9 protein-coding genes, 1 tRNA gene and 3 rRNA genes are annotated in these 15,539 nt (G+C 64.4%); 11 read left to right on the forward strand and 2 right to left on the reverse strand.

Going from position 1 to position 15,539, the window contains the following annotated elements; genetic code table 11:
* Positions 1-200: 200 nt before the first annotated feature.
* From OG389_RS27525 to OG389_RS27540, 4 genes are all read left to right on the forward strand, one after another.
* Positions 201-2,423 carry a polyribonucleotide nucleotidyltransferase gene (locus OG389_RS27525; protein ID WP_328304143.1) on the forward strand — a complete coding sequence of 741 codons (2,223 nt, stop codon included), beginning with the start codon at positions 201-203 and terminating at the stop codon, positions 2,421-2,423.
* Positions 2,420-3,799: a M16 family metallopeptidase gene (locus tag OG389_RS27530; RefSeq protein WP_328301116.1), complete on the forward strand. Its 1,380-nt coding sequence runs from the start codon at positions 2,420-2,422 to the stop codon at positions 3,797-3,799. The genes OG389_RS27525 and OG389_RS27530 overlap by 4 nt, the downstream gene beginning before the upstream one ends.
* Positions 3,800-3,905: 106 nt before the next feature.
* Positions 3,906-4,658, forward strand: a complete 753-nt coding sequence (dapB, locus tag OG389_RS27535) for a 4-hydroxy-tetrahydrodipicolinate reductase (protein WP_328301117.1) — start codon at positions 3,906-3,908, stop codon at positions 4,656-4,658.
* Positions 4,659-4,676: 18 nt separating this feature from the next.
* Entirely contained in the window at positions 4,677-5,123 is a 447-nt protein-coding gene (locus OG389_RS27540) for a hypothetical protein (RefSeq protein WP_328301118.1), read from the forward strand.
* An 83-nt stretch (positions 5,124-5,206) separates the two neighbouring features.
* Here OG389_RS27540 and OG389_RS27545 read toward each other — a convergent pair whose 3' ends face one another.
* Together OG389_RS27545 and OG389_RS27550 are read right to left on the reverse strand one after the other, a co-directional pair.
* Entirely contained in the window at positions 5,207-5,764 is a 558-nt protein-coding gene (locus OG389_RS27545; RefSeq protein WP_328301119.1) for a hypothetical protein, read from the reverse strand.
* A gap of 48 nt (positions 5,765-5,812) precedes the next feature.
* Complete coding sequence (locus OG389_RS27550) at positions 5,813-6,052, reverse strand: hypothetical protein (protein WP_243337485.1); 240 nt, start codon at positions 6,050-6,052, stop codon at positions 5,813-5,815.
* Between the two features lie 441 nt (positions 6,053-6,493).
* Here OG389_RS27550 and dapA point away from each other — a divergent pair, with 441 nt between their 5' ends.
* From dapA to OG389_RS27585, 7 genes are all read left to right on the forward strand, one after another.
* On the forward strand, positions 6,494-7,393 hold the full coding sequence (gene dapA, locus OG389_RS27555) for a 4-hydroxy-tetrahydrodipicolinate synthase (protein ID WP_328301120.1): 900 nt from the start codon (positions 6,494-6,496) through the stop codon (positions 7,391-7,393).
* Positions 7,394-7,510: 117 nt separating this feature from the next.
* Entirely contained in the window at positions 7,511-9,196 is a 1,686-nt protein-coding gene (locus tag OG389_RS27560; protein WP_328301121.1) for a ribonuclease J, read from the forward strand.
* A 615-nt stretch (positions 9,197-9,811) separates the two neighbouring features.
* Positions 9,812-11,336: ribosomal RNA gene (locus tag OG389_RS27565) — 16S ribosomal RNA — on the forward strand.
* A 287-nt stretch (positions 11,337-11,623) separates the two neighbouring features.
* Positions 11,624-14,747: ribosomal RNA gene (locus tag OG389_RS27570) — 23S ribosomal RNA — on the forward strand.
* Between the two features lie 73 nt (positions 14,748-14,820).
* Positions 14,821-14,938 (forward strand): 5S ribosomal RNA (rrf, locus tag OG389_RS27575).
* Together the 16S, 23S and 5S rRNA genes with 1 tRNA gene alongside form the textbook arrangement of a ribosomal RNA operon.
* Positions 14,939-14,943: 5 nt before the next feature.
* A tRNA-Thr gene (locus OG389_RS27580) sits at positions 14,944-15,019 on the forward strand.
* Between the two features lie 314 nt (positions 15,020-15,333).
* The gene (locus OG389_RS27585; protein ID WP_328301122.1) at positions 15,334-15,531 is read left to right on the forward strand and encodes a hypothetical protein; all 198 of its coding nucleotides are present in this window, start codon (positions 15,334-15,336) and stop codon (positions 15,529-15,531) included.
* Positions 15,532-15,539 lie beyond the last annotated feature (8 nt).

Genomic DNA, 15,539 nt, shown 5'->3' on the forward strand with positions numbered 1-15,539 from the left:
CGGACAACGCGCGCACAACTGAAGAGGAGGAGCGCCCTCCCTACGCCGCCGGTCCTCGGTAGTGGCATCCGGAAAGCCCGCACGGGGCTTCGCCCGGCTGCTTCGATCGAAGACCGGCCCGCACGCCAGGAGCGCTTCTCCGCAACCGTCCACCACCACACGGGTGGCGGACGGAGACGACGAAAATGGAGAAAACGCTAGTGGAGAACGAGACCCACTACGCCGAGGCCGTCATTGACAACGGTTCCTTCGGCACCCGCACCATCCGCTTCGAGACGGGCCGTCTGGCCCGCCAGGCCGCCGGCTCCGCCGTTGCCTACCTGGACGACGACACGATGGTGCTTTCCGCCACCACCGCGTCGAAGAAGCCCAAGGACCAGCTCGACTTCTTCCCCCTGACGGTCGACGTCGAGGAGCGGCAGTACGCGGCCGGCAAGATCCCCGGCTCCTTCTTCCGCCGTGAGGGCCGCCCCTCCGAGGACGCGATCCTCACCTGTCGCCTGATCGACCGCCCGCTGCGCCCGTCCTTCAAGAAGGGCCTGCGCAACGAGATCCAGGTCGTCGCGACGATCATGGCGCTCAACCCCGACCACCTGTACGACGTCGTGGCGATCAACGCCGCCTCCGCGTCCACCCAGCTGGCCGGTCTGCCCTTCTCCGGCCCGATCGGCGGCGTCCGCGTCGCGCTGATCCGCGGCCAGTGGGTCGCCTTCCCGACGCACACCGAGCTCGAGGACGCCGTCTTCGACATGGTCGTCGCGGGCCGCGTGCTCGAGGACGGCGACGTCGCGATCATGATGGTCGAGGCCGAGGCCACCGAGAAGACCATCGCCCTGGTCAAGGGCGGCGCCGAGGCGCCGACCGAGGAGGTCGTGGCCGCCGGTCTCGACGCCTCGAAGCCCTTCATCAAGGTTCTCTGCAAGGCTCAGGCCGACCTGGCCGCCAAGGCCGCGAAGCCCGAGGGCGAGTTCCCGGTCTTCCTGGACTACCAGGACGACGTGTACGAGGCCCTCGCGGCCGCCGTCAAGGGCGACCTCTCCCAGGCGCTGACCATCGCGGGCAAGCAGGACCGCGAGGCCGAGCTGGACCGCGTCAAGGAGATCGCCGCCGAGAAGCTCCTCCCGGCCTTCGAAGGCCGCGAGAAGGAGATCTCCGCCGCGTACCGCAGCCTGACCAAGGCCCTGGTCCGCGAGCGCGTCATCAAGGACAAGGTCCGCATCGACGGCCGCGGGATCACGGACATCCGTACCCTCGCCGCCGAGGTCGAGGCCATCCCGCGCGTGCACGGCTCGGCGCTGTTCGAGCGTGGCGAGACCCAGATCCTGGGCGTCACCACCCTCAACATGCTCCGCATGGAGCAGCAGCTGGACACCCTCTCCCCGGTGACCCGCAAGCGCTACATGCACAACTACAACTTCCCGCCGTACTCGGTCGGCGAGACCGGCCGCGTCGGTTCGCCGAAGCGCCGCGAGATCGGCCACGGCGCGCTCGCCGAGCGCGCGATCGTGCCGGTCCTCCCGACGCGCGAGGAGTTCCCCTACGCGATCCGCCAGGTGTCCGAGGCTCTCGGCTCCAACGGCTCGACGTCCATGGGCTCGGTCTGCGCCTCCACCATGTCGCTGCTGAACGCCGGTGTGCCCCTCAAGGCCCCCGTCGCCGGTATCGCCATGGGCCTGATCTCGCAGGAGATCGACGGCAAGACCCACTACGTCGCCCTCACCGACATCCTCGGTGCGGAGGACGCCTTCGGCGACATGGACTTCAAGGTCGCTGGCACCAAGGAGTTCGTCACCGCGCTCCAGCTGGACACCAAGCTCGACGGCATCCCGGCCTCGGTTCTGGCCGCCGCCCTCAAGCAGGCCCGCGACGCCCGCCTCCACATCCTCGACGTGATGATGGAAGCGATCGACACGCCGGATGCCATGTCCCCGTTCGCCCCCCGGATCATCACCGTCAAGATCCCGGTGGACAAGATCGGTGAGGTCATCGGCCCCAAGGGCAAGATGATCAACCAGATCCAGGAGGACACCGGCGCCGAGATCACGATCGAGGACGACGGCACCATCTACATCGGTGCCTCCGACGGCCCGGCCGCCGAGGCCGCCCGTGCCACGATCAACCAGATCGCCAACCCGACCATGCCGGAGGTCGGCGAGCGTTACCTGGGTACGGTCGTCAAGACCACCACCTTCGGTGCCTTCGTCTCCCTCATGCCCGGCAAGGACGGCCTGCTGCACATCTCGCAGATCCGCAAGCTCGCCGGTGGCAAGCGCGTGGAGAACGTCGAGGACGTGCTCGCGGTCGGCACCAAGGTCCAGGTCGAGATCGCGGAGATCGACTCCCGCGGCAAGCTCTCCCTGGTCCCCGTGATCGACGGCGAGGCCGCCGGCGACGACGCTGACAAGGACGACTCCGACAAGTGATGTCGCGTAGTTCCCGTGTGACGGCCCGCCCCTCTTCGGAGGGGCGGGCCGTCGCCCGTACCCAAACACTGCTCAAGGGCGCCAACGGCATCGGCACCGTCCGGCGCACGGTCCTCCCCGGCGGACTGCGCGTCGTCACCGAGACCCTGCCGTCCGTCCGCTCCGCCACCTTCGGGATCTGGGCCAATGTCGGCTCCCGGGACGAGACGCCCTCGCTGAACGGCGCAACGCACTACCTGGAGCACCTCCTCTTCAAGGGCACCGAGAAGCGCAGCGCCCTGGACATCTCCTCCGCGATCGACGCGGTCGGCGGCGAGATGAACGCCTTCACGGCGAAGGAGTACACCTGCTACTACGCACGGGTACTCGACACCGACCTGCCGCTGGCCATCGACGTCGTGTGCGACATGCTCACCGGCTCGCTGATCCTCGAATCCGATGTCGACGCCGAGCGCGGCGTCATCCTCGAAGAGATCGCGATGACCGAGGACGACCCGGGCGACATGGTCCACGACCTGTTCGCCCAGACCATGTACGGGGACACCCCGCTCGGGCGCCCCGTCCTCGGCACGGTCGACACGATCAACGCGCTGACCGCCGACCGGATCCGCCGCTTCTACAAGAAGCACTACGACCCCACCCACCTGGTCGTGGCCGCCGCGGGCAACGTCGACCACAACAAGGTCGTACGCCAGGTCCGCGCGGCCTTCGAGAAGGCCGGCGCCCTGACCCGCACCGACGCCGAACCGGTGGGTCCGCGCTCCGGCACCAAGCGGATCCGCACCGCCGGCCGCGTCGAGCTGGTCGGCCGCAAGACCGAGCAGGCCCACGTGGTCCTCGGCATGCCGGCCCTGGCCCGCACCGACGAGCGCCGCTGGGCACTGGGCGTACTGAACACCGCGCTCGGCGGCGGCATGTCCTCCCGCCTCTTCCAGGAGGTCCGGGAGAAGCGCGGTCTCGCCTACAGCGTGTACTCGTACACCTCGGGCTTCGCCGACACCGGCCTCTTCGGGGTCTACGCGGGCTGCCGCCCCAACCAGGTCCACGACGTACTGCGGATCTGCCGGGACGAGCTGGACAAGGTCGCCGCCGACGGGCTCACCGACGAGGAGATCCGGCGGGCCGTCGGCCAGCTGTCCGGCTCCACCGTCCTCGGCCTGGAGGACACCGGCGCGATCATGAACCGCATCGGCAAGAGCGAGCTGTGCTGGGGCGACCAGATGTCGGTCGACGACATGCTGGCCCGCATCGCGGCCGTCACCTCCGACGAGGTGCGCTCGGTCGCGCACGACATCCTGGCCCAGCGGCCCTCGCTCGCGGTGATCGGCCCGCTGAAGGAGAAGCAGGCGGCCCGTCTCGACGAGGCCGTCGCCTAGGGGAGCCCCTCCCGCAAGCGCGTCACCCGGGCCCGGGGACAGGGCCCGGGTCCGTACCCACGCAGTCCGCACGCATTCGAGGCTGCACGCACCTGAAGGATGTGACATGAGCAAGCTGCGCGTGGCAGTTCTCGGCGCCCAGGGCCGCATCGGCTCCGAGGCCGTCAAGGCCGTCGAGGCCGCAGGGGACATGGAGCTGGTGGCCGCCCTGGGACGCGGCGACAAGCTGGAGACGCTGGCCGACGCCGGCGCCCAGGTCGCGGTCGAGCTGACCACCCCCGCCTCGGTGATGGAGAACCTGGAGTTCCTCATCCACCACGGCATTCACGCAGTGGTCGGCACCACCGGCTGGAACGAGGACCGCCTCGCCCAGCTGAACACCTGGCTCGCGGGCTCCCCGCGGACCGGTGTGCTCATCGCGCCGAACTTCTCCATCGGCGCCGTCCTCACCATGAAGTTCGCCGCCCAGGCCGCCCGCTACTTCGAGTCCGTCGAGGTCGTCGAACTGCACCACCCGAACAAGGTCGACGCCCCCTCCGGCACGGCGACCCGTACGGCGCAGCTCATCGCGGCCGCCCGCGCCGAGGCAGGCCTCGGCGCGCAGCCCGACGCCACCGCCACCGCGCTCGACGGCGCGCGCGGCGCGGACGTGGACGGCGTACCGGTGCACGCGATCCGCCTGCGCGGCCTGCTGGCCCACCAGGAGGTGCTCCTCGGCGGTGAGGGCGAAACCCTGACCATCCGTCACGACTCCCTGCACCACAGCAGCTTCATGCCGGGCATCCTGCTCGGCGCGCGCCGCGTGACGCAGACCCCGGGCCTCACCTTCGGCCTGGAAAACTTCCTCGAACTCGGCTGACGAGCAGGCGACCACACCATGCGCGCGAAGATCATCTACTTCATCACGGCCGCCGTCCTGGTCGTGTACTTCGTCCTGGTCGGCAGCCGGGGCCTGATGCTGATCCGGCACGGGACCTGGCTCACGGTCACCTTCGGCGTGGCGGTGCTGATCCTGCCCGTCATCGGCGTGTGGTTCCTCTGGAAGAACACGCAGTTCGTCACCAGGGCGAACCAGCTCGCGACCGAGCTGGAGGCCGAGGGTGGACTGCCCGTGGACGAGCTGGAGCGGGACAAGTACGGCCGGATCCTGCGGGATTCCGCCGACGAGGTCTTCGCGCGCCGCAAGGCCGAGACCGAGGACGCGCCGGGGGACTGGCGCAGCTGGTTCCGCCTCGCCGTCGCGTACCACGACGCCCGCGACACCCCGCGGGCACGCAAGGCCATGCAGAGGGCGATCTCCCTGCACGACGGACTGCGCACATGAGTCCGCCCGTACAGGCCTGAGTCCTGTACGGGCTTCCCGTGCGTCCGACGCCGCCTCGGACGGGCGACGTCGGACGGGCGACCTCAGGCGGACACGGCCCGGTACTCGTCGGCCCAGGCCTCGACCGAGTCGGCGGCCCGGTCGAAGGCCTCGGTGCGCGACAGGAAATCGGCGCTGTGGTCGGTCAGCAGGACCGGCAGCGCCGCGCCGCCGCGCCCGGCCACGGTCAGGGCCTGGCCCTGGACGGTCCTCGGCAGTCCGAGCCAGCGCACGGGCTGCTGCACCGTACGGACCTCACCGACCTGGCTCCACGGGATCGAGCGGGTCGTGAAGAACCCGACCCTGCGCAGCCCCCTGGGGCTCACCCAGACGCCCGTGCGCAGCATCCGCAGGGCGGAGCCGACCACGGCGAGCGAGGCGAGCAGCCCCCCCAGGGCGCCGGTCCAGGTGCCGGCGGCCACGATGATCACCGTGGCGAACAGCATGAACGCGCCGAGCAGGAGCAGCAGCGCGGAGATGACGATCCGCCAGGGCCCCGGACGGTAGGGGCGCCGCCAGCGGTCGGGGTCTTCGTAGGGGAGGGTCTCCCCGTTGTCGTGCGCGTCGAATGCGCCGTCGGCCGTCAGGAAGGGCAGGGGCACGGCAGGACCTCACTCACATGCACGTTCGGTTGGGCTGTGCCCGTGAGGCTACCGCCCCTCGGACGCCTCCGACTGCTGTGACTTCGCCGGTGCGTGACTCGGCTGCAGTGCGGGGATGCCGAAGAGCAGTGACCCGACGAGTCCCGCCACCACGGTCAGTCCGACCAGACTACGGGCGGCGATCTGGGTCTTGCTCAGACTCTCGCGCGGCGGCGGAGTGACGTTGCTGCGGAATCGGTCGGCCTCGGCGACGAAGGCGAACGGGACGGGTTCGCGCCGGCGGAACATGGGAACGACTCTCCTCACGGTCGGTAATTGGGCGGGCGTTCTCCTATGTAGGACGCACGGAAGTACCGATCGGTGCCGGATTTCGGGACATTAACCAAATTTTATGGCACCGCGTCAGATCAACCGGGTCCGCCGCGGAACACGGCGGACCGCCACCGCGGAGACCGCGCGGACCCCATCCGGACCCGTCCGGCCGCTCGCGCGGGTGGCACTCCGGCCCCGCCGCCCCCGTTGCCCCGCAAGGCGCCACCCATCCGTTCCGTACGGATGTACGGGTCAAGTCCGAAGTGTCCGTATTGCCACGTTTCGTAAAGTTCATCTAGGCTGATCAAACGGACCCGGCACTGCTTGAACCCCCGAGCAGGCAGTGCCGGGCTCCAACACCGTCATCACGTCCCCCGAGGGGACACCGCGAGCATGGCAGCGAGTAGCGTGTTACCCATGGCTCCGATCTCGACTCCGCAGACCCCCTTCGGGCGGGTCCTCACCGCCATGATCACGCCGTTTACGGCGGATGGCGCACTTGACCTCGACGGCGCGCAGCGGCTCGCCGTCCACCTGGTGGACGCAGGCAACGACGGCCTGATCGTCAACGGCACCACCGGTGAGTCGCCGACCACCACTGACGCGGAGAAAAACGACCTCGTACGAGCCGTACTCGAAGCAGTCGGAGACCGGGCCCACGTGGTCGCAGGCATCGGCACCAATGACACCCGCCACACCCTGGAGCTCGCCCGCCAGGCCGAGCGCACCGGCGCCCACGGCCTGCTCGCGGTCACCCCGTACTACAGCAAGCCGCCGCAGGAGGGCCTCTTCCGGCACTTCACGGCGATCGCCGACGCCACCGGCCTCCCGGTCATGCTCTACGACATCCCCGGCCGTAGTGGTGTCCCGATCAACACCGAAACACTCGTCCGGCTGGCCGAGCATCCCCGTATCGTTGCCAACAAGGACGCGAAGGGTGACCTCGGCCGCGCCAGCTGGGCCATCGCTCAGAGCGGCCTGGCGTGGTACTCCGGTGACGACATGCTGAACCTGCCGCTCCTGTCGGTCGGCGCGGTCGGCTTCGTCTCCGTGGTCGGCCATGTGGTCAGCCCCGAGCTCCGCGAGATGCTCGAGGCCCACCTGGGCGGCGACGTCCAGAAGGCCACCGAGATCCACCAGAAGCTGCTCCCCGTTTTCACCGGCATGTTCCGCACCCAGGGTGTGATCACCACCAAGGGCGCACTGAACCTGCAGGGACTGCCCGCGGGGCCGCTCCGGCTCCCGCTGGTCGAGCTGACCGCCGAAGAGACGGCACAGCTCAAGATCGATCTTGCCGCCGGCGGGGTACAGCTCTGACACCAGACTTCACAACTGAACAAGCGGAACCACAACAAGCCAACAGCAAGTGCACGAATGACATGCGCGCCACGTGCCCAGACCGGGACGTGGCCGCGCGTGGTGAAGGAGAACCTTTTGAGCCATCCGCATCCTGAACTCGGTCCGCCGCCGAAGCTCCCCAAGGGCGGCCTTCGGGTCACCCCCCTGGGCGGGCTCGGTGAGATCGGCCGCAACATGACCGTCTTCGAGTTCGACGGTCGCCTGCTCATCGTCGACTGCGGTGTCCTCTTCCCCGAAGAGGAGCAGCCCGGCATCGACCTGATCCTGCCGGACTTCTCGTCCATCCGGGACCGCCTCGACGACATCGAGGGCATCGTCCTCACGCACGGCCACGAAGACCACATCGGCGCCGTCCCGTACCTCCTCCGGGAGAAGCCGGACATCCCGCTGATCGGCTCCAAGCTGACGCTGGCCCTCATCGAGGCGAAGCTCCAGGAGCACCGCATCCGCCCCTACACCCTCGAGGTGAAGGAAGGCGAGCGCGAGAACCTCGGCCCCTTCGACTGCGAGTTCATCGCCGTCAACCACTCCATCCCGGACGCCCTGGCCGTGGCCATCCGCACCGGCGCCGGCATGGTCGTGGCCACCGGTGACTTCAAGATGGACCAGCTGCCGCTGGACGGCCGCCTCACCGACCTGCACGCCTTCGCGCGCCTGAGCGAAGAGGGCATCGACCTTCTCCTCTCGGACTCGACGAACGCCGAGGTCCCGGGCTTCGTCCCGCCCGAGCGCGAGATCTCGGGCGTCCTGCGCACGGTTTTCGCCAACGCCAACAACCGGATCATCGTGGCCAGCTTCGCCAGCCACGTGCACCGCATCCAGCAGATCCTCGACGCCGCCCACGAGTACGGCCGCAGGGTCGCCTTCGTCGGCCGCTCGATGGTCCGCAACATGGGCATCGCGCGCGACCTGGGCTACCTGAAGGTTCCGGCCGGTCTGGTCGTGGACGTCAAGACCCTCGACGATCTGCCGGCCCACGAGGTCGTCCTGGTCTGCACGGGTTCGCAGGGCGAGCCGATGGCGGCCCTGTCCCGCATGGCGAACCGCGACCACCAGATCCGGATCGTCCCCGGCGACACGGTCATCCTGGCGTCGTCCCTCATCCCGGGCAACGAGAACGCGGTCTACCGCGTGATCAACGGCCTGACCCGATGGGGCGCCAACGTCGTCCACAAGGGCAACGCCAAGGTGCACGTCTCCGGCCACGCCTCCGCCGGCGAGCTGCTGTACTTCTACAACATCTGCAAGCCGCGGAACCTGATGCCGGTCCACGGCGAATGGCGCCACCTGCGCGCCAACGCCGAGCTCGGCGCCCTGACGGGTGTACCGAAGGACCGCATCGTCATCGCCGAGGACGGCGTGGTCGTCGACCTCATCGACGGCAAGGCCCGCATCTCCGGCAAGGTCCAGGCCGGCTACGTGTACGTGGACGGCCTCTCGGTCGGCGACGTCACCGAAGCCCACCTCAAGGACCGCAAGATCCTCGGTGACGAGGGCATCATCTCGGTCTACGTCGTGGTGGACAGCACCACCGGCAAGGTCGTCAGCGGCCCGAACATCCAGGCCCGAGGCTCCGGCATCGAGGACTCGGCCTTCAACGCCGTCCTGCCGAAGATCGAGGAAGCCATCGCCCGCGCCGCGGCCGACGGCGTCGCCGAGCCGCACCAGATCCAGCAGCTCATCCGCCGCACGATGGGCAAGTGGGTGTCGGACGGCTACCGCCGCCGCCCGATGATCCTCCCGGTCGTCGTCGAGGTCTGACCCTCGCCGTAGCGACCGGACCGGAGCGGGGCAACCGGATTTGCATCCGGGGGCCCCGCTCCAGTACGTTTACGTCTCCACCTCGCACGGCACCTGGGCACACACGTGTGCCCGGACAGAACCGATGCGAGCGGGTGGGATTCCAGACCAGGGAAACCTGATAAAGTCTGGCTCGCCCGAAAGGGAATGGCTTTCCAATGGCCGTCCAATTCAAATCCAAGCCGGAAACGGCAAGGAAGCGATCTGGTAGAGTTGGAATCGCTGGAAAGGGAAACGCGAAAGCGGATGACCTGAAAGGTGGAAAACAAGCGGGACTGACTCTGATAGAGTCGGAAACGCAAGAACGAAAGAAGCGCCCGGAGGAAAGCCCGAGAGGGTGAGTACAAAGGAAGTGTCCGTTCCTTGAGAACTCAACAGCGTGCCAAAAATCAACGCCAAAAGTTGATACCCCGTCCATTTCGGTGGATGAGGTTCCTTTGAAAAAGACCTGTAGGGTCACGGCTTCGGCTGTGATGCTTGCAGGCAATTACACAGCGAGGATGCAGTGGACGGTCGGTCTTATTCCGACATGACTGTCCCGCTCTAAGTGCGTGTGCACCCGATTACGGGTAAACATTCATGGAGAGTTTGATCCTGGCTCAGGACGAACGCTGGCGGCGTGCTTAACACATGCAAGTCGAACGATGAAGCCCTTCGGGGTGGATTAGTGGCGAACGGGTGAGTAACACGTGGGCAATCTGCCCTTCACTCTGGGACAAGCCCTGGAAACGGGGTCTAATACCGGATAACACTCCTGCCTGCATGGGCGGGGGTTAAAAGCTCCGGCGGTGAAGGATGAGCCCGCGGCCTATCAGCTTGTTGGTGGGGTAATGGCCCACCAAGGCGACGACGGGTAGCCGGCCTGAGAGGGCGACCGGCCACACTGGGACTGAGACACGGCCCAGACTCCTACGGGAGGCAGCAGTGGGGAATATTGCACAATGGGCGAAAGCCTGATGCAGCGACGCCGCGTGAGGGATGACGGCCTTCGGGTTGTAAACCTCTTTCAGCAGGGAAGAAGCGAAAGTGACGGTACCTGCAGAAGAAGCGCCGGCTAACTACGTGCCAGCAGCCGCGGTAATACGTAGGGCGCAAGCGTTGTCCGGAATTATTGGGCGTAAAGAGCTCGTAGGCGGCTTGTCACGTCGGATGTGAAAGCCCGAGGCTTAACCTCGGGTCTGCATTCGATACGGGCTAGCTAGAGTGTGGTAGGGGAGATCGGAATTCCTGGTGTAGCGGTGAAATGCGCAGATATCAGGAGGAACACCGGTGGCGAAGGCGGATCTCTGGGCCATTACTGACGCTGAGGAGCGAAAGCGTGGGGAGCGAACAGGATTAGATACCCTGGTAGTCCACGCCGTAAACGTTGGGAACTAGGTGTTGGCGACATTCCACGTCGTCGGTGCCGCAGCTAACGCATTAAGTTCCCCGCCTGGGGAGTACGGCCGCAAGGCTAAAACTCAAAGGAATTGACGGGGGCCCGCACAAGCAGCGGAGCATGTGGCTTAATTCGACGCAACGCGAAGAACCTTACCAAGGCTTGACATATACCGGAAAGCATTAGAGATAGTGCCCCCCTTGTGGTCGGTATACAGGTGGTGCATGGCTGTCGTCAGCTCGTGTCGTGAGATGTTGGGTTAAGTCCCGCAACGAGCGCAACCCTTGTCCTGTGTTGCCAGCATGCCCTTCGGGGTGATGGGGACTCACAGGAGACCGCCGGGGTCAACTCGGAGGAAGGTGGGGACGACGTCAAGTCATCATGCCCCTTATGTCTTGGGCTGCACACGTGCTACAATGGCCGGTACAATGAGCTGCGATACCGTGAGGTGGAGCGAATCTCAAAAAGCCGGTCTCAGTTCGGATTGGGGTCTGCAACTCGACCCCATGAAGTCGGAGTTGCTAGTAATCGCAGATCAGCATTGCTGCGGTGAATACGTTCCCGGGCCTTGTACACACCGCCCGTCACGTCACGAAAGTCGGTAACACCCGAAGCCGGTGGCCCAACCCGTAAGGGAGGGAGCTGTCGAAGGTGGGACTGGCGATTGGGACGAAGTCGTAACAAGGTAGCCGTACCGGAAGGTGCGGCTGGATCACCTCCTTTCTAAGGAGCACAGTACCGATTGCAGACAAATGTTCTGCACGGTCAGCTCATGGGTGGAACGTTGATTAGTTGGCACGGTTTCCAAAACATCCTGTAAGTACTGCTTCGGCGTGGAAAACAGTGATAGTGGCGGGGATCGTGCTTGGCACGTTGTTGGGTATCTGAGGGTACGGCCGAAAGGCTGTCCTTCTGCGATGCCGGCCCCAGTGAACTCACCTGCTTGTCGGGTGGGGTGATGGGTGGCTGGTCGTTGCTTGAGAACTACACAGTGGACGCGAGCATCTGTAGGCCAAGTTTTTAAGGGCGCACGGTGGATGCCTTGGCACCAGGAACCGATGAAGGACGTGAGAGGCCGCGATAGGCCCCGGGGAGCTGCCAACTGAGCTTTGATCCGGGGGTGTCCGAATGGGGAAACCCGGCAGTCGTCATGGGCTGTCACCCACTGCTGAACACATAGGCAGTGTGGAGGGAACGCGGGGAAGTGAAACATCTCAGTACCCGCAGGAAGAGAAAACAACCGTGATTCCGGGAGTAGTGGCGAGCGAAACCGGATGAGGCCAAACCGTATGCGTGTGATACCCGGCAGGGGTTGCGCATGCGGGGTTGTGGGAATTCTTTTGATCGGTCTGCCGGCCGGTCGGCGAGTCAGAAACCGTTGATGTAGTCGAAGGACATGCGAAAGGTCCGGCGTAGAGGGTAAGACCCCCGTAGACGAAACATCAGCGGCTTGCTTAAGAATCTCCCAAGTAGCACGGGGCCCGAGAAATCCCGTGTGAATCTGGCGGGACCACCCGCTAAGCCTAAATATTCCCTGGTGACCGATAGCGGATAGTACCGTGAGGGAATGGTGAAAAGTACCGCGGGAGCGGAGTGAAATAGTACCTGAAACCGTGTGCCTACAAGCCGTGGGAGCGTCGCCGTTATTCTTCGGAATAACGGTCGTGACTGCGTGCCTTTTGAAGAATGAGCCTGCGAGTTAGCGGTGTGTAGCGAGGTTAACCCGTGTGGGGAAGCCGTAGCGAAAGCGAGTCCGAATAGGGCGATTGAGTTGCACGCTCTAGACCCGAAGCGGAGTGATCTAGCCATGGGCAGGTTGAAGCGGAGGTAAGACTTCGTGGAGGACCGAACCCACCAGGGTTGAAAACCTGGGGGATGACCTGTGGTTAGGGGTGAAAGGCCAATCAAACTCCGTGATAGCTGGTTCTCCCCGAAATGCATTTAGGTGCAGCGTCACGTGTTTCTTGCCGGAGGTAGAGCACTGGATAGGCGATGGGCCCTACCGGGTTACTGACCTTAGCCAAACTCCGAATGCCGGTAAGTGAGAGCGTGGCAGTGAGACTGTGGGGGATAAGCTCCATGGTCGAGAGGGAAACAGCCCAGAGCATCGACTAAGGCCCCTAAGCGTACGCTAAGTGGGAAAGGATGTGGAGTCGCAGAGACAACCAGGAGGTTGGCTTAGAAGCAGCCACCCTTGAAAGAGTGCGTAATAGCTCACTGGTCAAGTGATTCCGCGCCGACAATGTAGCGGGGCTCAAGCGTACCGCCGAAGTCGTGTCATTGCAGCTATAGGGCCAACGCCCGCTGTGATGGGTAGGGGAGCGTCGTGTGCCGGGTGAAGCAGCAGCGGAAGCTAGTTGTGGACGGTTCACGAGTGAGAATGCAGGCATGAGTAGCGATACACACGTGAGAAACGTGTGCGCCGATTGACTAAGGGTTCCTGGGTCAAGCTGATCTGCCCAGGGTAAGTCGGGACCTAAGGCGAGGCCGACAGGCGTAGTCGATGGACAACCGGTTGATATTCCGGTACCCGCTTTGAAACGCCCAATATCGAATCAGGCGATGCTAAGCCCGTGAAGCCGTTCCGGACCCTTCGGGGAAAGGAAAGTGGTGGAGCCGGCGGACCAGACTTGTAGTAGGTAAGCGATGGGGTGACGCAGGAAGGTAGTCCAGCCCGGGCGGTGGTAGTCCCGGGGTAAGGGTGTAGGCCGAGGGGTAGGCAAATCCGTCCCTCATATAAGGCTGAGACCTGATGCCGAGCCGATTGTGGTGAAGTGGATGATCCTATGCTGTCGAGAAAAGCCTCTAGCGAGTTTCATGGCGGCCCGTACCCTAAACCGACTCAGGTGGTCAGGTAGAGAATACCGAGGCGTTCGGGTGAACTATGGTTAAGGAACTCGGCAAAATGCCCCCGTAACTTCGGGAGAAGGGGGGCCATCACTGGTGATCGGATTTACTCCGTGAGCTGGGGGTGGCCGCAGAGACCAGCGAGAAGCGACTGTTTACTAAAAACACAGGTCCGTGCGAAGCCGTAAGGCGATGTATACGGACTGACGCCTGCCCGGTGCTGGAACGTTAAGGGGACCGGTTAGTCACATTTCGGTGTGGCGAAGCTGAGAACTTAAGCGCCAGTAAACGGCGGTGGTAACTATAACCATCCTAAGGTAGCGAAATTCCTTGTCGGGTAAGTTCCGACCTGCACGAATGGCGTAACGACTTCTCGACTGTCTCAACCATAGGCCCGGTGAAATTGCACTACGAGTAAAGATGCTCGTTTCGCGCAGCAGGACGGAAAGACCCCGGGACCTTTACTATAGTTTGATATTGGTGTTCGGTTCGGCTTGTGTAGGATAGGTGGGAGACTTTGAAGCCCCAACGCCAGTTGGGGTGGAGTCGTCGTTGAAATACCACTCTGGTCGTGCTGGATGTCTAACCTCGGTCCGTGATCCGGATCAGGGACAGTGTCTGATGGGTAGTTTAACTGGGGCGGTTGCCTCCCAAAAAGTAACGGAGGCGCCCAAAGGTTCCCTCAGCCTGGTTGGCAATCAGGTGTTGAGTGTAAGTGCACAAGGGAGCTTGACTGTGAGACCGACGGGTCGAGCAGGGACGAAAGTCGGGACTAGTGATCCGGCGGTGGCTTGTGGAAGCGCCGTCGCTCAACGGATAAAAGGTACCCCGGGGATAACAGGCTGATCTTCCCCAAGAGTCCATATCGACGGGATGGTTTGGCACCTCGATGTCGGCTCGTCGCATCCTGGGGCTGGAGTCGGTCCCAAGGGTTGGGCTGTTCGCCCATTAAAGCGGTACGCGAGCTGGGTTTAGAACGTCGTGAGACAGTTCGGTCCCTATCCGCTGTGCGCGTAGGAATATTGAGAAGGGCTGTCCCTAGTACGAGAGGACCGGGACGGACGAACCTCTGGTGTGCCAGTTGTCCTGCCAAGGGCATGGCTGGTTGGCTACGTTCGGGAGGGATAACCGCTGAAAGCATCTAAGCGGGAAGCCTGCTTCAAGATGAGTATTCCCACCTCCTTGAGAGGGTAAGGCTCCCAGTAGACGACTGGGTTGATAGGCCAGATGTGGAAGCCCGGTAACGGGTGAAGCTGACTGGTACTAATAGGCCGAGGGCTTGTCCTCAGTTGCTCGCGTCCACTGTGTTAGTTCTGAAGTAACGAACTGTGTCATATCCGGTTGGTTAACTTCATAGTGTTTCGGTGGTCATAGCGTTAGGGAAACGCCCGGTTTACATTCCGAACCCGGAAGCTAAGCCTTTCAGCGCCGATGGTACTGCAGGGGGGACCCTGTGGGAGAGTAGGACACCGCCGAACAACCCGCCCTTTTAGCTCAGTCGGTAGAGCGTCTCCATGGTAAGGAGAAGGTCAACGGTTCGATTCCGTTAAAGGGCTCCAAAACGAGAAGGCCCCCGCCATTGGCGGGGGCCTTTTTGCGTTTCCGTGAGTATTCATCGGGTCGATGACGTGAACCGGAGATTGGGCGGCTGTACGTTCATGACGTGCTGGGGATCGAGCTGACGCGTCGGGACGATGTCTGAGGGACGGTGCAGGAGGGCCTTCGCCTTGTGGCGAGGGTCCTTTTCCGTGTGGAGGGGTTCCTGGGCTCCTCGTCAAGCCCCGAATCTTCGGGCCGTGACCAGGGGCCGGGTTCGGGGCGCAATGGAATCAGTCAGGAGTTCCAAGCCCCTCGATCCACGGGAGGAACGCTCATGAGCACCGAACGGATCCGACACCTCGCCCGCACACCCAGGACGGCCCTGGTCGCCGACGGCGCCTCCCCGTCCCCGTCTCCGTCGTCCCCGTCCGGCACCGGCCACGATGTGGTCGTCGCGACGGGCAGTACGCCCTGGAACCCTGAAATGGCAGCCCCGTCGTTCATGATCCTGGTGGCGCGGCCCCGGCGGTGAGCGCGGGG

The sequence above is a fragment of the Streptomyces sp. NBC_00435 genome (genome assembly GCF_036014235.1).
GTDB lineage: Bacteria > Actinomycetota > Actinomycetes > Streptomycetales > Streptomycetaceae > Streptomyces.